The sequence below is a fragment of the Novacetimonas hansenii JCM 7643 genome (assembly GCF_000964405.1).
GTDB classification, from domain to species: Bacteria; Pseudomonadota; Alphaproteobacteria; order Acetobacterales; family Acetobacteraceae; genus Novacetimonas; species Novacetimonas hansenii.
Genome location: NZ_BANE01000188.1, coordinates 1 through 5,071, shown reverse-complemented (window position 1 = coordinate 5,071; position 5,071 = coordinate 1). Strand labels below are relative to the sequence as shown.

The window sequence follows — 5,071 nt, the reverse complement described above, 5'->3', positions numbered from 1 at the left end:
ACGAACGGAGAGGTCGAACCCACGGTCCCAAGGAACGCAAGCCCGCCCTGAAGGCGCGTCTGCACCAGTTCGACCGAACGCAGGATCGACATCGTCGTCCATGAATGCAGGTCGATCGCCTCCTGCATCGTGCCTTCGTGGTGTTCGGCCGCAGTAATGCCGGTCTGTGCGATATAGCGGAAGGGCGAGCTGGCGGGCATCGCGTCGGAACCGGCCTGGATGGTCGGCTTGGTCCAGAAATCGGTTTTCATGATCTTCGCATCCTTGAGGATGCGCGCCTGCTCCAGGAACTTGCTGATCATGATGTACCACGTGCCGACCGACATGACGACCATGATCAGCAGAACGGTACGGGCAATGAAGTCACCGTTCGACCACAGGGCGCCCAGACCATACGGGTTGGCCTCCGCCCCTCCTCCGCCTGCGGCGAAAGCCATGGCCGGCGCGGCCGTCATCAGCACTACGGCCGCGGTAAGAAGGATACGATGCTGTCGGGTCATTGTAATCAAGATCCTCTGACGGGAAAGAAACGGTGCGGGGTCCCGGCAATACAGGGGACCGGCAGACGACAGGGCCGGGACCGGCCCGCCATACGGTAAAACGGTCATTTTTCATGAACCGGATGGTCAGGCCCATGCAGCATCCGCGCGATATTGGGCGGCGCGATGCGGGGCACGACCGGGATGGAAAGGACAGGGCCATGGGGCGGCACGGCGGCGGGAAGGAAGGATGGCGCATCACGGACGATCCGCAACGGGATCAATTGCGCCCGGGGTGGGGCGGGAAACATGTTCCATGACTTGGGATGCAGGCCATAGGCAAAAATACCGACCGCGACGACATGCAGCACCGCAACACCTGCAATTACCCGCGCGAATGGGGTCTGCCGACGTTGCAGTCTTACATAATCCATCCCGGAACCACCCTTATCCCAAACCCGTGCCATGGCATGCCAACGCGTGCCTGCCCGCCCGACGGAACGGGGCATGACGCATGACGATGCCGGTTATGGGATTGGGCGGTTTCCGCCGTCGCATGTCAAGGCGGTTATGCACCGGAAACGGAACAATTTTCCCGCAAGTGCCTCACACCCGGCCTGAAAAGGGGGTGCGGGGCGGACCTGTACGCCGATTGATGGCCGGGGGATGCGAAAACACCCCCCATTTACGCGCCCGCCCGCACCACGGGACGGGCACGCGGGGATCACTGCGCCTGTGCGCTGGCTTCCGAGCGGGTGGCCCCAACCTGCGCCGCAAGGGAGGCGGCCATGAAATCATCAAGGTCGCCATCAAGGACAGCGCCCGGATTCGTCTTTTCCATGTTGGTCCGCAGATCCTTGACCAACTGATAGGGGGCAAGGACATAGGAACGGATCTGGTGGCCCCAGCCGATATCGGTCTTCGCCGCCTCGGTCTGTGCCGCCGCCGCCTCGCGCCGTTGGAGTTCTTGCTCGTACATCCGCGCCTTGAGCATCGCCATCGCGGTCGCGCGGTTACGGTGCTGCGACCGGTCGGTCTGACACGCAACGACAATCCCGGTGGGGATGTGGGTGATGCGGATGGCCGATTCCGTCTTGTTGACGTGCTGCCCGCCCGCACCAGACGCGCGGAAGGTATCGACGCGCAAATCGGCCTCGTTGATGTCGATTTCGATGGAATCGTCAATCACGGGATAGACCCACACCGACGCGAATGAGGTCTGCCGCCGCGCCGCCGCGTCAAACGGGGAAATACGCACAAGCCGGTGGACCCCGGCCTCCGTCTTCAGCCAGCCATAGGCATTCGGGCCGCTGACCTGAATGGTGGCGGATTTCAGGCCGGCCTGCTCCCCTTCGGAACTTTCCATCAGGGTCACTTTGTAGCCATGCTGCTCGGCCCAGCGGGTATACATGCGCAGCAGCATCTCGGCCCAGTCCTGCGCCTCTGTCCCGCCTGCGCCCGCATTCACCTCAAGGTAGCAGTCATTGCCGTCAGCCTCGCCCGAAAGCAGGCTTTCGGTCTCCCGCCGCTTTGCTTCCTCGGCCAGCGCACGCAGGGCCAGCACCCCTTCGGCCACGACATCGCCGTCGCCTTCCATCTCTGCCAGTTCCACGAGTTCGATCGTATCGCGCACGTCGCCTTCAAGCTTCTGCACGCCCTCGATCTGGTTCGCCAGCAGCGTACGCTCGCGCATCAGTTTCTGCGCGGCCTCGGCATCATTCCACAGGTCCGGGTCTTCGACGCGGTTATTCAGTTCCGCGAGACGTTCAGTTGCGACATCCCAGTCAAAGATGCCTCCTCAGCAGCGCCACCGACTGCTTGATCTGGTCATTCAGGGCCTCGGTCTCGGCAGACATCGGGGCTTACTCCTACGCTCATCGTGATAGGGACACATGCGACCGGCGGGCATGGCAGCCACACCGGGCCATCGTGTCAGGTCTCAATCCTGTCAGGCGTCAATACAGGCCGCCCATTCCGATGTCACCCCCGGATGGCACGGGCGGCGCGGACGAACCGGGCGAAGACTGCCCCACCGTCCCCGGCACGCCGTTCCCCACCGGGCCATGGCCGGGGGCCGTCGCCATGTCGCTTTCGGAATCGGGCATGTTCTCCGCCCCTGTATCAGCGGCTGTAAGCGTGCCAATCGCACCCGCGCCCATATCAACGCTGATGCCGGGTTGCTGGTCGGGCTTGAAGGCGTCAATCGCCATGCCCATGCCGGTATTGTACTGCGCAAGGCGCATGCCAGGCGGCGCACGGAAATCCACCCGTGGCCGTTCCGCCAGCGCGGCCTTCATCACCTGGTTCCAGATCGGGCCTGCAATCACCCCACCGGTTTCATTGCGGCCAAGGCTTTGCGGTGTATCGAACCCGATCCATACCACCGTCACCAGATCGGGGGAGAAACCGGCGAACCATGCATCGTTGAAATCCTGGCTGGTACCGGTCTTTCCCGCCACAGGCTGATCGATCCCGGCGCCAGCGCGCACACCGGTGCCCCGACGGATCACATCACGCAGCATGGTCACGACCTGGTACGCACTGTCGGCGGACACAACCTGCGGGCGCGTATCTTGCAGCACAGGCCCGGTATCGGACGCCGTGGCGGCATCCGGCCCACCAGGGGGCAAAGCAGACGCGACAGGCACGGACGGCGCGGCGCCTGATGATACGGCCCCCGATGCTACGCCTCCCGATGATACGACGCCGGGCGATGCGGGCACGGATGTCGGGGACACGGGTGTTGCGGGCATGGGACCAAGCTGAAGCCCCGGCGCGCGCCACAGGACATTGCCGTTGCGGTCCTTCACATCATCAATCAGCGTCGGCGTCACCAGATGGCCACCCGCCGCCAACGTGGCATAGGCCCCGGCCTCCCGCATCACGGTCGTTTCCACGGCACCCAGGGCGGCGGGCAACACCAGCGGCATGGAATGCACGAGGTCGAGTTTCTGCGCCATGTCGGCCACCGACTTCATGCCGATCTGTGCGGCAAGGCGGATCGTGACCAGATTGCGCGATTCCCGCAGGGCATCATGCAGCATGGTCGGACCCCAGAAGTCCTTTTCATAATTGTTGGGATGCCATTCGCCATAAGATACCGGCGAATCATCGAACTTCTGCGATGGCGAAATCCCCTGCTCCATCGCGGCAAGATAGACGAACGGCTTGAACGACGATCCCGGCTGGCGCGCGGCCTGTGTCACGCGGTTGAACTGCGATGCACGGAACGACCATCCCCCCACCATCGCCAGCACACGCCCGGTGCGCACGTCAATGGTCGTCAACGCCCCTTCGACACGGGGCACTTGTCGCAGGGCGACGCCGGAACTGTCGGCCATCGGTTCGATCATCACGACATCGCCGGTCGCAATCCCCTTGCCCGTACGCATCCACGAACGGTCACGCACCGGAAGTTCCCCGGTGCGCGGGATGACGGGGGACTTGCCCTCCAGCCAGCCGACCTGCCCCGTCGCCGCCGAAAGCACGACCGCAAGACGCCACGTTGTCAGCATGGAGGCCGGCGCCCCGACCCGCGCCAGTGCACTGGCCCAGTCCCCATGCGGGTCCACATCGTCCAGATGCGTGACCGGCCCGCGCCAGCCGCCATGGGCACGGTCATAACGCATCAGCCCTTCGTGCAGGGCCGTCGTCGCCACCTGCTGCAGGTGCGGGTCCATGCTGGTATGGACCGAAAGGCCACCTTCCATGGTGGAATTGATGCCGTATTTATCGATCAACTGGCGGCGCACCTCCTCCGAAAACCATTCGGAACCGGGAACAGGGCCGGGACGGGTGAAGGAGGCGGGGATCAGGGGTTCCTGTTCCGCCGCACGGGCTTCCTGCGGGGTGATGGCATGCAGGTCGGCCATACGTTCCAGCACCCAGTTGCGCCGCCCGGTCGCAGCCTGCGGAAAGCGCACGGGATTGTAGTTGGTGGGCGATTTGGGCAACGCGCCAAGGAAGGCGGCTTCCGCATTGTCAAGCTGATCCAGCGGCTTGTTGAAATAGGTCTGTGCCGCGGCCCCGATGCCGTACGCCCCGTCGCCAAGATAGATTTCATTGAGGTAGATTTCGAGGATCTGCTGCTTGGAAAGCGTCTGTTCCAGCCGCATCGCCAGCAGCGCCTCCTTGGCCTTGCGTTCCATCGACACGGCGTTGGAGCCCAGCAGCATGATGCGCGCCACCTGCTGCGTGATGGTGGACGCACCGATCGGCCGGTGTTTGGAGCCGTGCATCATCAGGTCCGTCAGGCCCGCGCGGATGATCGCCAGCGGGTCCACCCCGCCATGGGTGAAGAACTTCTGATCCTCCGCCGCAAGGAAGGCGTTGCGCACACGTTCGGGAATCGCGCTGTAGGGAACGAAGATCCGCCGCTCCGCCGCGAGTTCGGCCATGATCTGGTCATCGCCGGAATAAAGGCGGCTCATCACCGGGGGCTGATAGGTACGCAGCCCGTCAACAGTCGGCAGCCCTTCGGCCAGGCGTGAATATTCCTGCCACGCGACGACACCGCCAACCCCACCGGCCAGCAGCACGACACCCAGCACCCCGCCCGCCAGCCTGCGCACCAGGCGATAACGCGGGCGCGG

At 64.1% G+C, this 5,071-nt stretch carries 4 protein-coding genes; all 4 read right to left on the bottom strand.

The window, feature by feature from the left end; genetic code table 11:
- On the bottom strand, nucleotides 1-500 hold a 500-nt coding region (locus tag B7G66_RS12700), incomplete at its 3' end, for a MotA/TolQ/ExbB proton channel family protein (protein ID WP_048859246.1).
- A 104-nt stretch (nucleotides 501-604) separates the two neighbouring features.
- Nucleotides 605-988: a hypothetical protein gene (locus B7G66_RS12695; protein WP_003617047.1), complete on the bottom strand. Its 384-nt coding sequence runs from the start codon at nucleotides 986-988 to the stop codon at nucleotides 605-607.
- 215 nt (nucleotides 989-1,203) lie between these two features.
- Nucleotides 1,204-2,335 (bottom strand): peptide chain release factor 2 gene (gene prfB / locus B7G66_RS12690; RefSeq protein ID WP_110550018.1). Its coding sequence is split into 2 segments (ribosomal slippage): nucleotides 1,204-2,265 and nucleotides 2,267-2,335, totalling 1,131 coding nucleotides; the frame shifts between segments, so codons are not numbered across the junction.
- Nucleotides 2,336-2,434: 99 nt separating this feature from the next.
- Nucleotides 2,435-5,071, bottom strand: a 2,637-nt coding sequence (locus tag B7G66_RS12685; RefSeq protein WP_048859244.1) for a penicillin-binding protein 1A, incomplete at its 5' end; no start/stop codon positions are given.